This is a genomic window from Gluconobacter thailandicus F149-1 = NBRC 100600, assembly GCF_000964465.1.
Classification (GTDB): domain Bacteria; phylum Pseudomonadota; class Alphaproteobacteria; order Acetobacterales; family Acetobacteraceae; genus Gluconobacter; species Gluconobacter thailandicus.
Window position 1 is genome coordinate 50,913 of sequence record NZ_BANH01000008.1, and the last position, 16,299, is coordinate 67,211.

Annotated in this window: 13 protein-coding genes; 9 read left to right on the forward strand and 4 right to left on the reverse strand. The window is 57.7% G+C overall.

Annotation, left to right across the window (positions count from 1 at the left end; genetic code table 11):
* The first annotated feature begins 48 nt into the window (after window positions 1–48).
* The 7 genes from B7444_RS02970 (at window position 49) to B7444_RS03000 (ending at window position 9,655) form a co-directional block, all read left to right on the forward strand.
* Complete coding sequence (locus tag B7444_RS02970; protein WP_007283440.1) at window positions 49–3,681, forward strand: PAS domain-containing protein; 3,633 nt, start codon at window positions 49–51, stop codon at window positions 3,679–3,681.
* Window positions 3,682–3,740: 59 nt separating this feature from the next.
* Window positions 3,741–4,580, forward strand: a complete 840-nt coding sequence (locus tag B7444_RS02975) for an aldo/keto reductase (RefSeq protein WP_007283439.1) — start codon at window positions 3,741–3,743, stop codon at window positions 4,578–4,580.
* Window positions 4,581–4,672: 92 nt separating this feature from the next.
* Window positions 4,673–5,146, forward strand: a complete 474-nt coding sequence (locus B7444_RS02980) for a flavin reductase family protein (protein ID WP_007283438.1) — start codon at window positions 4,673–4,675, stop codon at window positions 5,144–5,146.
* Between the two features lie 154 nt (window positions 5,147–5,300).
* Window positions 5,301–7,517 (forward strand): TonB-dependent siderophore receptor, encoded by a 2,217-nt coding sequence (locus B7444_RS02985; protein WP_231502805.1) that lies wholly within the window; start codon window positions 5,301–5,303, stop codon window positions 7,515–7,517.
* A gap of 10 nt (window positions 7,518–7,527) precedes the next feature.
* Complete coding sequence (locus tag B7444_RS02990; protein ID WP_035729358.1) at window positions 7,528–7,797, forward strand: hypothetical protein; 270 nt, start codon at window positions 7,528–7,530, stop codon at window positions 7,795–7,797.
* The gene (locus tag B7444_RS02995; protein ID WP_007283435.1) at window positions 7,794–8,102 is read left to right on the forward strand and encodes a hypothetical protein; all 309 of its coding nucleotides are present in this window, start codon (window positions 7,794–7,796) and stop codon (window positions 8,100–8,102) included. The genes B7444_RS02990 and B7444_RS02995 overlap by 4 nt, the downstream gene beginning before the upstream one ends.
* Entirely contained in the window at window positions 8,099–9,655 is a 1,557-nt protein-coding gene (locus B7444_RS03000; RefSeq protein WP_007283434.1) for a PepSY-associated TM helix domain-containing protein, read from the forward strand. The genes B7444_RS02995 and B7444_RS03000 overlap by 4 nt, the downstream gene beginning before the upstream one ends.
* Here B7444_RS03000 and B7444_RS03005 read toward each other — a convergent pair.
* Complete coding sequence (locus tag B7444_RS03005; RefSeq protein ID WP_007283433.1) at window positions 9,645–10,460, reverse strand: aminoglycoside N(3)-acetyltransferase; 816 nt, start codon at window positions 10,458–10,460, stop codon at window positions 9,645–9,647. The two genes, B7444_RS03000 and B7444_RS03005, sit on opposite strands and share 11 nt — an antisense overlap.
* A gap of 3 nt (window positions 10,461–10,463) precedes the next feature.
* Window positions 10,464–10,952, reverse strand: coding sequence for a preQ(1) synthase (gene queF, locus B7444_RS03010; protein ID WP_007283432.1), 489 nt, complete (start codon window positions 10,950–10,952; stop codon window positions 10,464–10,466).
* Window positions 10,953–11,122: 170 nt separating this feature from the next.
* On the opposite strand from queF, the gene typA reads away from it, so the two are divergent.
* Together typA and B7444_RS03020 are read left to right on the forward strand one after the other, a co-directional pair.
* Window positions 11,123–12,943: a translational GTPase TypA gene (gene typA / locus B7444_RS03015; protein ID WP_029495788.1), complete on the forward strand. Its 1,821-nt coding sequence runs from the start codon at window positions 11,123–11,125 to the stop codon at window positions 12,941–12,943.
* 277 nt (window positions 12,944–13,220) lie between these two features.
* On the forward strand, window positions 13,221–13,496 hold the full coding sequence (locus B7444_RS03020; RefSeq protein ID WP_029495789.1) for a hypothetical protein: 276 nt from the start codon (window positions 13,221–13,223) through the stop codon (window positions 13,494–13,496).
* A gap of 389 nt (window positions 13,497–13,885) precedes the next feature.
* Here B7444_RS03020 and B7444_RS03025 read toward each other — a convergent pair whose 3' ends face one another.
* Together B7444_RS03025 and B7444_RS03030 are read right to left on the reverse strand one after the other, a co-directional pair.
* A complete protein-coding gene (locus B7444_RS03025) occupies window positions 13,886–15,139 on the reverse strand; it encodes a D-amino acid dehydrogenase (RefSeq protein ID WP_007283429.1) in 1,254 nt (417 codons plus the stop codon).
* Window positions 15,140–15,235: 96 nt separating this feature from the next.
* The gene (locus tag B7444_RS03030) at window positions 15,236–16,258 is read right to left on the reverse strand and encodes an NAD(P)/FAD-dependent oxidoreductase (RefSeq protein WP_007283428.1); all 1,023 of its coding nucleotides are present in this window, start codon (window positions 16,256–16,258) and stop codon (window positions 15,236–15,238) included.
* Window positions 16,259–16,299 lie beyond the last annotated feature (41 nt).

A 16,299-nucleotide genomic window follows, 5' to 3' on the forward strand; every position in this document is an offset into this window, starting at 1 on the left:
GAATAATAGTACTGTCTCGTTATTGGGCAGAGGGTGACCGGGGAATGCATGATGAGCAGCGAAGAAGGACGACTGGCCGACGAAGAAGAACTTCTGTCTTCGGAAATGCGCCAGACCCGCTCGGCTTTTCAGTCCTCCTCCATCAACCATTGTCTTATGCTCGCCGCTACTCTTGGCGGAGGGGCTGCTGTTCTTGTGGCTCAGGCGCAAGCGCAGGAATGGATCCTCGCATCTGCTGGTGATGCCCGTCTTCTAGAGGCCCTGACCTCGTCCCGGAAAGCTCCTTCAATCTGTCGGCTGTCTGTTCATACGGGCTCACCGGAAGTGTGGTTGTGCGTCCGCCAGACAGGTGAGGGGCTGGAGAGCGTGCGGGCATTGTGTGAGCAGTATGCCCGGGATATTTTCAGGCCCGAGCCGGATCTTTCCCCTGTTGTCATGGCAGATCAGCTCAGGAGGCTGGAGCGCCGCATCAAACGCATGGCCGAAGCTGCGGAGATGGGTTTTTTCCGTGCCAGCCTTGTGAAACGCGTTGTTACCGGTGATGAGCGTTTTGCGATGATCTGGGGGCTCTCACCCGCTCAAACGGCCATGGGCGTACCGCTGGAAGATTTTTACAGCCACCTTCATCCTGAAGACCGGAAAGCTTACGAAACCGTGGCAGAGGAAGAACTCCGCCAGGAAGGAAGCTGCGAGTTTCGGTTTCGCATTATCGTGTCTCACGAGCATGGACCAACCATGGTTCGGCATCTGCTCATGCGGGCATGGATGGACGACGATCAAATAGTTGGTGACGATCTGTCCTGCGTTGGCGTCATCGTCGATCTGTCAAATGCTACTATGACAGCGGAAGCCTTGCGGTCCAGTGAGGCTTTTACCCGCCTGCTTCTTTCCAGTTCCCCAGACTGTATTCACATTCTGGACCGCGAAGGCTGCATCCGTTTCGTCAACGAAGGCGGCATCCGCGCCATGGAACTGGATAGTCCGATCATTCTGCACGGTATTCCGTGGGTTGATCTGTGGCGGTCGCAGGCGCGAGCCCGCGCGGTACTGGCCGTAAATGCCGCCATCGCTGGTGAGACAGGGCGTTTCCAGGGATATGCCATGACAATGCGTGGCAATCGTCGTTTCTGGGATGTCGCCATCACCCCCGTCTTTGATGAAGATGGAGAGGTCCAGAAGCTGCTGGCCATCGGGCGTGATCTGACAGAGGTGAACCAGTCTGCGGTACGGCTCAAGCTTGCCCTGGACGCCGGAGCGATTGCGGGAACCTGGGTCTGGGATGACAACTCCGGCCTTGTGATCGGTGATGCCCGGTTGGCAGAAACACTGGGTCTGGATGCCAAGGCTCTTCAACAGGGTGTGCCAGTCACGGCATTCTATGAAGCCATCGAGCCGGAAGATCAGGCGCGTGTCGCGGAGACAATCGCGAATTCCGTACGTGTTGGCGGGAAATGTGAATTCGAATTCCGTGTTCAAACACCGTCCGGCGTGCGCTGGTTTGAAGGAAACGGGCGCTGTGACCTGAACGAAGAGCGCCGGGCAATCCGCTTTACTGGCATTGTGTTCGATATTGACCAGAGTAAACGGCAGTCCCTCCGCCAGACAGCTCTTGTCGAGCTTGGAGATCGTCTGCGCGCGCTTGAGAATGCCGACGAAATGGAAGGTGTGGCGGCCCAGATCCTGTGCCGGGAACTGAACGTGACCTGCGCAGCTTACGGGACTGTTGATGAAGCCGGAACCGGATTGCTGATCGGCGCGATGCGTACGGTCAGTCTGGGTAAAGGCACCAACGTGCATCAGCAGGCGTCCATCCGGGGATTCCATGCTTTCCGTGACTATGGAGAGTACGGTCCGTTGCTGGCCCGCGGCCGGACAGTTGCCATATCCGACGTGCAGGAGGATCCGCTGACGGCGGCCCACACGGAACGGTTCGCACTTATGAATATTCGTGCGGTGATGAATGTTCCGCTTTTCAAGTTCGGGCGTCTTGTTGGTGTCATGTGCGTCCATTCCTCCGTTCCGCATGTCTGGGCGGAGGAGGAAATCGTTTTTACGCGTGCTGTCGCGGACCGTACTCATGCTGCCATGCGTCAGGCCAAAACGCAGCAGCAGCTCCGGGAAATGAACGTGATGCTGGAAGAGCGGATCCGCCAGCGGACGCGGGAACGTGACCGGTTATGGACGATCGCCAAGGATCTGTTCGTCATCATCAGCCGCAATGGGTATTACCTTGCTGTCAGCCCCTCCTGGTTGCGCGCACTGGGTTACGCGCAGGAAGGGCTGGTTGGACTGCGGATTGATGCGCTGTGTCATCCCGACGATCAGGCGGCCGTCCGGGACGCTTTTGATCGGGCTCATCACGGTTCACCCTGGTCTGATCTTGGGCTGGACGTCCGTATGCTTCATCGCAACGGTACCTGGCGGATCTACAACTGGAACTTCAATAATGAAGGCGACAGTATCTATGGCGTAGGGCGTGACATTACCGAGCGTAACGACCTTGAGGAGCAGCTTCGCCAGTCTCAGAAAATGGAGGCTGTCGGGCAACTGACGGGCGGTCTGGCGCACGACTTCAATAATCTTCTCGCAGGGATCGGGGGCAGTCTCGAACTGCTGGATATGCGTCTGTCACAAGGCCGGACGACTGGCCTGGAACGCTATATCGGAGCCTCGCAGGAAGCCGTCCGCCGGGCTTCATCCCTGACGCATCGTCTGCTGGCATTTTCACGCCGTCAGCCGCTCGATCCTGTACCGACAGACGTCAATGAACTGGTAAGCGGGTTGGAAGCCCTGTTGCAGGGAAGTGTCGGGCCGGCCATTTCCCTCGATTTCCAGCTGGCATCCAGAATTTGGACAACGCGGATTGACCCCAACCAGCTTGAAAACGCCATTTTGAATATCTGTATCAATGCGCGTGATGCCATGCAGGAAAAGGGCAATCAGCTCCGGATTTCGACCAGTAATTCCACCTTGGGAGGTGGGGCTGCGCATGAATTCGGCGTGCCGCCCGGGGACTATGTGCTGCTTCAGGTTGAAGATGACGGGTGTGGCATGTCCGACGAAACAGCCAAACGGGCTTTTGATCCCTTCTTCACAACCAAGCCCCAAGGTAAGGGTACGGGTCTTGGGCTCAGCATGATCTATGGATTTGCCCGTCAGTCCGGCGGTGGGGTGTCCATCCGGTCCCATCTCGGCGAGGGAACCTCCGTCAGTCTCTTTCTGCCGAGATATGATGGGCCGGCTGAGTTGATACCTGCCGTCGAAAATACTCCCGTGACGGAACCGGGCGGTTCACCCTGGCTGGCCGGAAAGCTGGTCATGATCGTGGATGACGAAGACGCTGTCCGGCTGATTGTGAGTGACGTGGTCGCGGAGCTGGGCGCCAGGGTCCTGATGGCTGAAGATGCCATTTCAGCGATGGACTTGACGGATCGTCTGCCGACCGTTCAGCCAGATGTGATGATTACGGATATTGGCATGCCAGGCGGGATGAACGGGCGGCAGCTTGCGATCCTGATGCGGGAAAAATTTCCGGGTTTGAAAGTCCTGTTCATAACCGGATATGCTGAGCAGAATATTCTGGACGAAGGACTGCTGGAGCCGGGATGCGCGCTGCTGGTCAAACCGTTCAGCACTGATGCACTGAGCCGCAAGCTCTATCATCTGCTTGAACAGGTCTGAACCGGTATCGGTAAGGCGGCGTTCGGCAGAGAGCATTGATACTCGGCGAGGAGCTTTTCATGACTGATCCGGTTTCCTACATGGACAACCAGACGCGTATCACTCTCAACGATGGGCGCGTTATTCCACAGCTTGGTCTGGGTGTCTGGAAGACACCCCCTGAGGAGACGGCACATGTCGTTCGGGAGGCGGTAAAGCTCGGCTACCACTCTGTTGATACGGCTCGGCTTTATCAGAACGAGGGTGGCGTTGGCGAAGGCCTTGTCGGTTCCCCGGAAGTGTTTGTCACGACGAAAGTCTGGAATGACGAACAGGGATACGACAAGACAATCCGCGCTTATGAAGAGAGCTGTCGCCTGCTGAAGCGCCCGGTTCTGGACATGTATCTCATTCACTGGCCCATGCCGGAACAGGGACAGTATGTCGAGACGTGGAAAGCACTTGTTGCGTTGCAGAAAGAGGGGCGCGTCAAGTCCATCGGTGTGTCGAATTTCGAGCCTGAGCACCTGGCGCGCATCATGGATGCAACGGGTGTAGTTCCGGCGGTCAATCAGATTGAGCTTCATCCGTTCTTTCAGCAGAAGGCGGTTCGGGCCTTCAACGAGCAGCATAATATCCGTACGGAAGCGTGGCGTCCGCTAGGGAAGGGGCAACTGCTTGAGAATGCGACGATTGGCGCGATCGCCCGGCATGTTGGACGTACGCCAGCGCAGGTCATCATTCGCTGGCATCTGCAAAGCGGGTTCATCGTGATTCCGAAATCCGCAAATCTTAAGCGTTTGGCCGAAAACCTGGATGTTTTCGATTTCTCGCTTGATGAGGCTGATATGGCCGCCATTACGGCCCTTGATCGTGAAAACGGGCGGATGGGCGCGCATCCCATGACAGCGCATTTCTGAAGCAGGGCCTGCTGTTCAGGTTCTGGTGACGACCAGGGTTCTCCTGTAAGGGTGCCGGAACCAAGGATTCCGACGATGGCAGGAGAGTTGTCATGACGATACTGAATGAGCAGGACTTTCGCCGGGCCATGTCCCATTTCGCGACGGGTGTGGCTGTTGTGACAGCCAAGGGAAGCGAAGGCGAGCAAGGGGCGACCATCAGCGCCCTGACATCTGTTTCCCTAGACCCGCTGCTGCTGCTGATCTGCCTGCATCGTGGCAGCTCGACTTACAAGGCGATTGCTGAGGCAGGCCGTTTCGGTCTCAGCATTCTGAACAACAGCCATAAGGACGTGGCCATGCTGTTCGCCAGCCGCACGGCAGACAAATTTGGATCAGACGTTGTGGTACGGGCAGAAGATGGTACGGCTTTCATTGATGGCGCACTGGTACAGATGCATTGTGAGCTTGTGGAGACGTTCCAGGGTGGCACACATGCGCTCTTCATGGCGCGTCCAACCAGCATCACCGTCCGGGATGAAGCACCGCTTCTGTACTTCCAGGGACAGCTGGGGGTTGAGGCGTAAGCAGGCGTTTCCGTCTGGTTACAATGCGGTGCCGTAGGCAATGATTTGAAAAGTGATGGAAATTACGAAGATTTTTCGGAATTTCCTGCTTTTCATTTGTTGAGAATAATTATCATTAGTGTTATCTCACCGCTCGCTTTTCGGAGATTTCGCGGTGCGGGTACGGTCGTGTCTTATTCCCTGTGCAACAGTGTTGCTTGGGCTGCCTTCGGGGCCGGTCTTTGCGCAGGAGCCGGAACAGGACCCTCCACGGCACCAGCCGCATGCCCATGAAGGTCAGTCACATCAGGGGCTGCCACACCCGGCCGAGCATACCGGAAGGGAAATCCATTCCTCTGCCAGGGCTGGTGAAGAGCACCTTCAGGTGCGCGCCAACCGATTGGGGCTGCTCGCCGCAGGTGGAAATGCGGCTACCAAGACCTCGACCGCTCTTGAAGATGTTCCGCAAAATCTGACCGTCATTACGCAGGCCCGCATGACAATGCTGAACGCCCGGAGTATCGGGGAAGCGGTCCGGTATGCGGCTGGTGTGTCTGATTACGGCTCCAAGGACGATCCCCGTGGCTATTTTGGTACGATCCGTGGCTTCGCTCCGGATATTTACCTTGATGGAACACGGACTCCCGACGCCACGACTTCCTTTTCCTACAGCATTGAGCCGTGGGGCCTTGAGGAAATGGATGTTCTGCGGGGAGCCTCGTCTGCGCTGTATGGTTCGGGGCAACTGGGCGGGATCATCAATGCTGTCAGCAAACGCCCTCGGCTGAACCTGCAGAATCAGGTGACGTTCCAGACCGGGTCTTACAACCGTGTTCAGGGCGCAGCAGATGTCGGGGGAACGCTCAATGCCTCCAGGACACTTCTGTGGCGCTTCAATGGACTGATCCGGAAATCGGACACGTATGCCAGGAATATCAAGAACAACGAGATCTATGTTGCGCCTTCGGTAAGCTGGCGTCCTGACAGCAAGACGGATTTTACGATCCTTGCCAGTTATGAGCAGGTCGATGGCGGGTCCACGTCGCAGTTTCTTCCCGCGGACGGAACGCTGTATGCAAGCCCGTATGGATATATTGCACGCAATTTCCTGAACAGTGATGCGGACTTCGACGTCTATTCAAAGCGTCAGGCGTCCATCGGATACAGCTTTACACGTCAGCTAACGCCAAACTGGACCCTCAGCCAGAATATGCGTTATGCGCATATTGATGCCTCCTACCGATACGTGACGGCTGTTGCCCTGTCTGCGGACCAGAGAACCCTGAGGCGTCAGGCTCTGCTGCAATCTTCGAATTATAACAACGTCACGCTCGACACGCGTTCTGATCTGAAGTTCAGGACCGGGCCTGTTCATCATGAACTTCTCACCGGCGTGGATTTTCGCAGTGACTTCATGGCGTTCCGTCGTGGGCAGAAGACGGCGCCCTCTCTCGACCTGTATAATCCGGTTTATAACCCGGTTTCCTGGCCAGCTTACGGCACCACGACCAATACCAACGAAACAGAGACCCAAACGGGTCTTTACGCGCAGGAACAGGCTGACTGGCACCGTTTCTACCTGACGCTCTCCGGGCGTGAAGATTTTACGCAAAGTCTCACCGTCAATAATCGTACGGGGGAGCAGACGCCGCAGCACAACAATGCATTCACGGGGCGTGTCGGGCTGCTTTACAAATCCTCCATCGGTCTGGCTCCTTATGTGTCTTACGCAACGTCCTTCCAGCCGCAGGTTGGTACGACGCGTGAGAACGCAGCGTTCGTACCAACGCGGGGACGACAGATCGAGGCAGGTCTGAAATACAAGCCCCCGCATGGCACGCCCTGGGGTGAAGACTTCATGCTGACGGCTGATGTCTTCAATCTGGTCGAAACCAACGTTCTGACCACAGACCCCACGGATTCCACCTATGATATCCAGACGGGCGAGCAGAGAACGCGCGGGTTTGAGGCTGAAGCGGTCGGGCGACTGCCTTACAGGATCGATATTCTGGCGTCTTTCACATCTCAGGATCCCCGGATTACGAAGACGACCGTTGCGGCTCAGAAAAACCAGCGCCCGGTTGTGATCCCGTCCCATATGGCGTCCCTGTTCCTGAAGCGGGATTTCCATCTCACCAGAAACTGGGTGACGGGTCTGGGCGGCGGCGTGCGCTACACAGGCAACACGGCAGGGGCACTTCCAGCAACCTTTACGGTTCCAAGCCAGCTTGTCTGGGATTTGCAGGCACATCTGGATTACGAGCGCTTCGGAATTCAGTTCAACGGCACCAACATCACAAACCGCCGCTATGTTGCCGCCTGTACGCGGTCGGTCGCTTGTGCCTGGGCGCCGGGGCGGGCAGTCTTCCTCACCCTTTCTTATCGTTGGTAAGTGGCCAGTGGTGTTTGAGCTCTTTTCTGTATTCCTGACGGTTCTGGCGGCCGGGCTGTTCTATCTGTCCGTGCCATCCCAGTGTCTGTTGCGTCGCTCTCTTGCGCCACGCAAAAGCTTGCTGCCGGGACTGCTTTGCCTGCTGTTTGCAGTGGGAGTCATGAGTCTGAAAATGCAGTTTCTGACTTCACTGATGGCTGTGGGCACGGTGCTGATGCTGGCCTGCATTCTATTGCCTCTCATGCTGGCATTCGTCAGGCCGCAGGGGCGTCTCTCGTGAGTGACGTCGCACCGGGCAAGTCTCTTGATGGCACCGGCTGGATCGGAAAGGTGCTGGCCGGGTTGATACTTGGTGCGGTTCTGGCAATCGGGCTGATGGGTATATTGGGCCTGCTGTTTCATGCCGACGCCCAACTCAAGACAGCCACGTCCCAGATCCTGCGCTGGTTTCCCGGACCGGTCTGGGGCCTCATCGTGGCATTTTCATTCCTGTTTCATACCTCCCGGCAGGCGTGGCTGGCACTCGCTGTCATCAACGGTGTGGTGTGGGCGCTGTTTTTCCTTCTGCATGGCATCATGGCATGAAGATTCGCGGCGATATTGTTCGGCTTTATCGGAACGTTCATAGCTGGGCTGGCATTACGGCAGGACTTTTTCTGTTCATCGCCTTTTATGCTGGTGGCATGACGATGTTCGAACTGCCACTGGGAAACTGGGCGTCCCGCACGTCCGCTCTGCCAGCGCCGGTTCCGGCCGAACGTTTGTCCGAACTGGTGCAGAAGGCGCAGGCGGCTGATCCGACGGTGGCGACCAACCATACCGTGGTTCTGCACCCCAATGAGACGAGCCCCTCCAGCCTTATGTGGACTGTCTCGGCAGACAGGGATCATGGGCCCGCTCGCACGGTATATGCAGGGCTGGCCGCTGATGGCGCGCTTGTTACCCAGACGAGAACACCGTCTCAGGTGGGATATTTCCTGAATATCCTGCACCAGAGAATTGGCCTTCCCCTGAACCGGGAATATGGGCGCCTCATTATGGGGATCGTGGCCCTTCTATATGCCGTGGCCCTCGTATCAGGCACGATTGTTCTGCTTCCGTCCCTGATCCGTAACCTCTTTGCCTTAAGGTTGACGGAAAATCTGCGCCGCGTCTGGCTGGATTTTCATACGCTACTGGGTTTCTGTTCTCTGCCATTTCACATTGTGATGGCCGCAACAGCCGCTGGGTTCGCATTTCATCAGCCCATCATGGCGCTGGAAAAAAACCTGTTTTTCCCAGCTGCGCCAACACATCTGGCTCAGAAGGATAAACCTCACCACGGTCAAAACCCGCAGGCACTCCTTGAACCGATGGCGATTGTGGATGCTTTCCGCACACAGGTTCCTGGCCTTGAGCCGGATGCCCTGGCCTATTCCAGTCGAGGGGGGAAACTGTCTCTGCATGTGATGGTCCACGACACGGCTGAAGTCGCCCGTCGGCCTGATGGCGGGTATGGTGAGGTGAATCCCTATACCGGGCGTCTGACCTCGACTGATTTTCTGCCCGGTCATCAGACGCCAGCATTTCAGGTTCTGACAGTGATTTACGCTCTTCACTTCGGAACATTCGGTGGATTGCTGATCCGGTGGGGGTATGCCGTTCTGGGCTTTGGCGGAGCGTTTCTCTTTTATTCGGGAAACCAGCTCTGGCTCTCATCGCGCAGGCGTCGTGAGCGATCGGCAGGTCTGACGGAAGACAGCTTCGGGACGCGCTTCCTTTCCATTCTGACAACGGGCTGCATGATCGGTTGCATCAGCGGTGTCTCTGCTGTTCTGGCTGCTACGCCGCTGCTTCCTGAAGGGGGGCACTACCAGACGGTCGAGGCGCTGTTTTATGCGGTTTTCTTCAGTTGCGTCATGGTCGCGGTCTGTCTGGGGGGAGCCAGAAGCCTGCGCCCGCTTCTGGCTGTGGCAGGAGTGCTGACCCTTCTGATCCCATTGACGGACATGATGAGATGTCTGGCATCGGGCGCCGTCACATCTCTGGCTTTAAGTGTGGACGGTGTGGCGCTCGTTTATGGTGTAGTTCTTGTGATGCTGGCCTTGAGAAAAGGCCAGCGTCAGACGCCTGCAGCAGGCGTTGCTGTCACGCCATAAAGGCGGGAAGGCTCCATGCCTCCACTGCCATACTGACGGCCTGAGCCACCGGGAACAGACGTGACGGCGCCGAGCCGACATGGCCATGTTTCAGTATGGCATGCCCGTCCAGCTTTGCCCCGACGGCCGGGAAACGGTCCACGTCCGTCTGTGGCATGCGAAACCGGACCCAGCGACGTTCATCATCGACCCGAATGGCAGTCCCGTCTTCAAAAGTGGGGCCTTGCGGATTGGATAAACGTTCCGCCAGATGAAGCGTCGTGCAGGTTTCCCAACCTGTCCCAATCATCAGGACATGTGCACCGATCCCGTTCAGGACTGCGAGCGGCGAGACGGCTCCAAACGGATCTTCAAGAGGCTGGCTGGACAGGATTTCAACCGCCCGAGGGCCGTGGGCCGTAAAGGAGACCTGCGGATGGAGACTTCGGCGTGTCCCCGGCCAGGTACGGAAAACTTCTGCCACAGTCCCCACACCGCGTGTGGGTGTCAGGTGCGGATTGAAAGCGGGCATGCTGGCCCGGATGGTATCCCACCAGCTCTCCGGAACGGGAGGTTCGCACCAGCCGGAGGGATCACTGAGTTCCGAGGACTGGGCCGGCATAACAATCGTACCTTCCGGTCCCACAACCTGAAGCAGAGCCTCGATAACGCTTCTGGGCCCACCACACACCCAGCCGATCCGGCTCATGGCGGTATGGACCAGAACGGTCATCCCGGGTTCAACGCCCAGCCGTCTGAAATCGACCATGAGGCGTGCCTGTGTGACAGGTCCGCCCGAACGGGCAATGGCAGCCGCTTCCGTCATGCCTCAGCCGCGACCCCGGTAGCCCGGAACATCCTGTGACGGAATCCATACGCCTGCAGGCGGCTCGCCCGTCTGCCAGAACACGTCGATCGGGATGCCGCCGCGCGGATACCAGTAGGCCCCGATCCGCAGCCATTCCGGATCAAGCAGTTCGACCAGACGCTTTGCGATGGCGACCGAGCAGTCTTCATGGAACGCGCCATGATTACGGAAGCTGGTGAGATACAGCTTGAGAGACTTGCTTTCCACGATCCATTGGCTCGGGATGTAGTCAATCACGAGATGCGCAAAGTCCGGCTGGCCTGTGACCGGGCAGAGGGACGTGAATTCCGGTGCCGTGAAACGGACAACGTATTTGCGGCCCTGATGCGGAGAGGGGACGCGTTCCAGAACGGCTTCTTCGGGGCAGCTTGCTGCAGGCGTATTGCGGCCAAGCTGGCTCAGGGCGTCTGTTCCTGGCGCTGAAGGCCCGGTCGGGGTGGTGTCGGACATGATGGATTCTACTCGCAAAAGACTATGTTTTCTGATGATTTGGACCAGCTTCAGTCCACGCTCAAGTCGTGATTTATGCGAAAAGACTGCGACAGAGTTTGCATATTCGCGGGATTCGGTGCAGAAGACGGCGCAAATTCTTATCTTCGATGCACCGTCTGGAAGACCACATGGAAATCCGTAACATCGCCATCATCGCGCACGTCGATCATGGCAAAACCACGCTGGTTGACGCGCTCCTCAAGCAGTCCGGCTCTTTCCGCGAGAACCAGCACGTTGCTGATCGCGCGATGGACAGCAATGATCTCGAACGCGAGCGTGGCATCACCATTCTCGCCAAGTGCACGTCCGTTGTCTGGAAAGACTCGCGTATCAACATCATTGATACGCCGGGCCATGCTGACTTCGGTGGCGAAGTCGAGCGTATCCTGAGCATGGTGGATGGCGCGATCATCCTTGTGGACGCCGCTGAAGGCGCTCTTCCGCAGACGAAGTTCGTTCTGGGCAAGGCTCTGGCCCGTGGTATCCGTCCGATCGTGGTCGTGAACAAGATCGACCGTAGCGATGCGCGTCCGGACGAAGTGCACGAAGAAATCTTCGATCTGTTTGCGTCCCTCGGCGCTGACGAGCACCAGCTCGACTTCCCGATGCTGTACGCTTCCGGCCGTCAGGGCTGGGCTGATCTTGAGCTGGACGGACCGAAGAAGGACCTGTCCCCGCTGTTCGATCTGGTTCTGCGCCACGTCCCGACGCCAAACGTCGACAAGGACGCGCCTTTCGGCATGGTTGCAACCATCCTTGAGAGCGACAACTTCCTTGGCCGTATCCTGACGGGTCGTATCGATCAGGGTCGTGCGAAGGTGAACATGCCGGTTCGCGTTCTGCGTCCGGATGGTTCCGTTGTCGAAAGCGGCCGTCTGACGAAGCTGTTGTCTTTCCGCGGTCTGGATCGCGTGCCGGTGGATGAAGCCGAAGCCGGTGACATCGTGGCCGTTGCAGGTCTGTCCGAAGCAACGATTCCTGACACGATCGCTGATCCGTCCATCACCGAGCCGCTCCCGTCCCGCCCGGTTGATCCGCCGACCCTGTCCATGACCTTCCGTATCAACGATGGTCCGCTGGGTGGCCGTGAAGGCAAGAAGGTCACGTCCCGTCAGATCCGTGACCGTCTCTTCAAGGAAACCGAAGGCAACGTGGCCATCAAGGTGACGGAAAGCCCGGAAAGCGAAGCGTTTGAAGTTGCCGGCCGTGGCGAACTTCAGCTGGGCGTTCTGATTGAAACGATGCGTCGTGAAGGCTTCGAGCTGACGATCGGTCGTCCGCGCGTGCTCTTCCGTGAAAACGAAGAGACCGGCGAGCGTGAAGAGCCGTTCGAAGAAGTTCTGGTCGACGTGGACGAGCCGTATTCCGGCGTCGTTGTTGAGAAGATGTCCCTGCGTAAGGGCGTGATGCAGGATATGCGTCCGTCCGGTGGTGGTAAGGTCCGTCTGACGTTCCTGATCCCGTCGCGTGGCCTGATCGGCTATCATGGCGAGTTCCTGACCGACACGCGCGGTACGGGCCTCATGAACCGTCTGTTCCACGGCTATCTGCCATATGTTGGCACGATCGAAGGCCGTCGCAACGGCTCCCTGATCTCTGCTGAAGATGGTCAGACGACGCAGTATGCGCTGTTCGCCCTTCAGGATCGTGGCACGATGTTCGTTGACGCTGGCGAAAAGATCTACACAGGCATGATCCTGGGTGAGCATTCCCGCGAGAACGATCTGGACATCAATGCGGTCCGTGAAAAGAAGCTCACCAACATGCGTGCATCCGGCAAGGATGAAGCCCTGCTTCTGACGCCGCCGCGCCGCATGAGCCTTGAGCAGGCCATCGCCTACATCGAAGACGATGAACTGGTTGAAGTAACGCCATCTGCCATTCGTATCCGTAAGCGTTATCTGGATCCGAACGAGCGTAAGCGCGCTTCCAAGAGCCGCGAAAGCTGATCTTTTCCCATAAGGGAACAGATCCTGAAGAACGCGCACCGGATGTCCGGTGCGCGTTTTTTTTTGTGCCTGAGAGTCGAGGGGAAGAATTCAGGAAGTCCCCGTCGGGACTTTGGCAGAATTGAGGCGTATTTGCGAAGACACGCCTCTATCCCCCTGAAATTTCAAAAAGTTAATGCACGACGAAAGTGCTGGCTGGTGCTAGTTTCAAAGTATGGCCACTTTGGTTTTCTGAAATGTGGTCCGTTTTTTCAGTTTTCTGGAGCTTCGTTCTCAGATGCGCCTTTTCAATCGTTCCCTTATCGCTGCCGTTTCTGCACTGGCCCTGACGGCTGCTCCGGCTTTTGCTGATCCTGCTGCACCGGCAGAAACCACAACCGCACCGACGGCTGCTGCACCGGCTGCGCCTGCCGCGACGGATTCTGCGACTTCCACGGACACGACGACCAAGAAGAAGCACCACCACAACAAGAAGAAGCATCACAAGAAGCACAAGAAGGCCGCTGCTGCGACTTCCGCTCCGGCCGACGATGCAGCTGCTCCGTCCAACTGATTTCAGAATGGGCGCCGGCTTGACGGGCCTGTGATGATGAAACGGGGTCGGCCTTAGGGCTGGCCCCGTTTTTTATTGTCTGAAGGCTGCCGCGCGATCACAGTGCGGCTCATGGCCGACAGGCATGAGCTTGGCAGTCTATTTTGCGGGGAATGGCTGGTTGGTAGAGGCACGCTCTATCCGGCAAAAGTACCTGGCAATGCCTCGGCATGAGGATGCAGGCCATCAGGAGCTTCAGAGCGCTCTTCCGGCTGTGAGAAGAGAGGACGTTTTTGGTTTGTCTGTCCTGGCTATACTGCAACTATTCAGCAGTTGCCGTCAGAGCCGGTGCGACTGTGCATTCAGTGTTTCCCGGCAAGGGTAATGACGACCTTGCCGGGGAAATGTCTTTACAGGTAACGGTCGAGAGACAGGTCCAGTGACGGGATAGCTGTCTGGCGGCCGGAAATCTGGTCTGCCACGATCTGGCCGGACCCGGCAGCCATGGTCCAACCCAGTGTTCCATGGCCTGTATTGAGCCACAGGTTCTCGTAGCGTGGGGATGGGCCGACGATGGGCGTGCCGTCCGGCGTGCAGGGGCGCAGGCCGGTCCAGTAACGTGCCGCAGAAAGGTCGCCGCCGCCGTACATTTCGTTGAAGGACAGTTCCAGTGTCTCGCGGCGATCCGGGCTGAGACGCAGGCTAAAGCCCGTCAGTTCAGCTGTGCCGCCAATCCGGATACGGTCCCCGAGGCGCGTGATGGCAACCTTGTAGGTTTCGTCATTGACCGTCGAAACCGGTGCACGGCTCTCGTCCGTAATCGGCATGGTGAGGGAGTACCCCTTCACCGGATAGATGGGCAGACGCAGCTCAAGCGGCTTCATCAGACGCGGCGAGTAGCTTCCCAGCGCGAGAACATAAGCGTCTGCCTTGAGGCGCCCGGCACTTGTGCGGATGCTCAGGATGGAATCGCTGGTGGCCTCAATGGCTTCAATGTTCGTGCCCAGGCGGAATTTCACGCCTTTTTGCTCGGCCATGGCAGCAAGGCGACGCGTGAAGAGATGGGCATCACCCGTCTGATCACCCGGCAGACGCAGGCCACCCCGAAGACGGTGGCGCGCATGGGCCAGACCCGGCTCATGAGCGATGATTTCATCAACGTTCAGAAGCTGATGATCCACGCCGCTTTCTGCCAGAAGGCGCATATCTTCTGCAGCGTGTTCGACCTGTGCGTCTGTCCGGAAAAGCTGGATCAGACCTTTCTGGTCGCCATCATACGTAATGCCGGTTTCGTCGCGCAGGGCGTCGATCTTGTCGCGGGCATATTCCGCAATCCGGAGCATCCGGCTCTTGTTGATGTCGTAGGCTTTTTCGGAACAGTTCGCGAGCAGCTCGCCCATGAAGCGGAACATGGCAGTGTCAAAGCGCGGGCGGACGACCAGTGGGCTGTGTTTGCTGGTCATCCATTTGGCGACCTTGAACGGCAGACCTGGCATGGCCCATGGCGTCGAATAACCGGGGGACACCTGACCGGCATTGGCGAAGGATGTTTCGAGACCTACGCCTGGCTGCCGGTCAATGACTTCAACCTCATGGCCTTCCTGAGCAAGGTACCAGGCGGTTGTGACACCGATGACACCGGCGCCCATGACGATGATTTTCATGACAGTTCTGCTGCTTTCCGATTGGTAGAAAACCGTTTTTTCGATTTGGTACCGATCAGATCAGCACCAGCGGAAACGGTTGTCTACCCCCGGTTTTCAGCCCGGAACGCCCTTGCTGGTGGAATATTCGAAGTGTAGGGCTGTATCCGGATGAACTATGGCGTGGATCGCATGAACTGCCATTGCGCCTTCCGAAAATCCCTGAAGAATTAATTTAAGCTTGCCGGGATATGTGGCCACGTCGCCGACGGCAAAAATGCCTGGCGTGCTGCTCTCCAGTGTGGCTGGCGTGACAGGCACCGTGTTGCGATGCGTATCCAGTCCCCACAGGGCGATCGGGCCGAGATCGGTGGACAGACCATAGAACGGCAGGAGCGTATCGGCTTCCAGATGGCGGGAGTCGCCAGCCAGCGTGGTGACTTCCACCGCGGACAGCTGACCATCCGTGCCATGCAGTGCATGAAGCTGGTAGGGAACGACCTTCTCAATGCGTCCGGCGGTAATCTGCTCTTCAATACGGGACAGCGTTTCCGGTGCGCCACGGAAGCGGTCACGACGATGGAGCAGGTAGATCTTTTCGGCGACTTCAGAGAGGGACAGGGCCCAGTCGAGAGCAGAATCGCCACCACCGGCGACGACGATTGTCTTGCCCGCAAAATCAGCACGCTTCTTGACGTAATACTGAACAGCACCCGTCCGCTCGTAAGCTTCCAGTCCCTCCAGCGGTGGACGGTTCGGGCCGAACGCACCGGCACCTGCGGCGATGATGACAGCCTTGGCTTTCACGGTATCGCCACGTGCTGTTGTCAGCGTAAAGTCCCCACGATGGCCCGTCAGGGTTTCCACGCGGGAGCCGAGCAGACGTGGAACGTCGAACGGAGCAATCTGCTTGTCCAGCGCCTCGATCAGTGCGCCACCTTCAATGGAAGGGTGAGCCGGAATGTCGTAGATCGGCTTTTCTGGATACAGCGCCGCACACTGGCCGCCAATGCTGTCGAGCGCGTCAATCAGGACGCAGCTCAGTTTGAGCATTCCGCATTCAAAAGCTGCGAAGAGGGCGGTCGGGCCGGCGCCAACAATTGCGACGTCGGTGGAGAGGGTTTGAGGTGAAATCGTCATATCTGTTTCTTAGGCGTTTTGAGTTGAATGGGGTAGACCAT